1 pseudogene is annotated in these 781 nt (G+C 68.0%); it reads left to right on the forward strand.

Annotated features, from left to right (window positions below):
- A pseudogene (locus HCC78_RS32890) lies at positions 1-781 on the forward strand (hypothetical protein); the annotation flags it as partial.

Consider the following 781-nt stretch of genomic DNA (forward strand, 5'->3'; position numbering starts at 1 on the left):
GCGCTGCAGGACGATGCGGTGGTGGTCACCGGCAATGCCGACCTGGCGATCTTCGGCACCGTGTTCAGCGGCGACGACAACGGCATCAACCAGCAATCGGCGCAGTTCCGGCTGACCATCGGGGCGACCGGCCAACTGGTCTCGCAGTCGCTCTACGGGCTCTATTCGCGCTTCACGAGCCTGCTGACGGTGGAGAATGCCGGCTATGTCTCGGGCTACTACTACGGGCTCTACGGCCGCGTGACCGACGATTTCGGCAATGTATACGTGACCAATTCGGGCACGATCTCCTCTGTGGTGGGCAGCGCGGTGCGGCTGCAGCCGGGCTCGGCCAGCGCCTATGTGACCAACAGCGGCACGATCATCGGCTATACCGGCATCCAGATCGTCGGCGATGTCTCGCAGGTCACCAACAGCGGCACGATCGCGGCGCTCGGCGAGCCGGGCGGCTTCGGCTGGGCGGTCTCGGGCGGCACCGCGCGCGATGCGATCGACAATTCCGGCACGATCCTCGGCCGGGTCTCGCTGCAGGGCGGGAATGACGAGATCCGGAACACCGGCAGCATGCAGGGGGTCGATACCGGCCAGGGCGAGGACCTGCTGAAGAATTTCGGCGGCAGCCTCGGCAATGTCGACCTGGGCGCCGATGCCGACCGGTTCCGCAACGCGGGCACGGCGGATGCCGTGGTGCTGGGCGGCGGCGATGACAGCTATGACGGCCGCGGCGGCTCGGCGGAGTCGGTATCGGGCGGCGACGGCGCGGACACGCTCATCGGCGGCG

The sequence above is a fragment of the Mangrovicoccus sp. HB161399 genome (genome assembly GCF_013184745.1).
In the GTDB taxonomy this organism is placed as follows: domain Bacteria; phylum Pseudomonadota; class Alphaproteobacteria; order Rhodobacterales; family Rhodobacteraceae; genus Mangrovicoccus.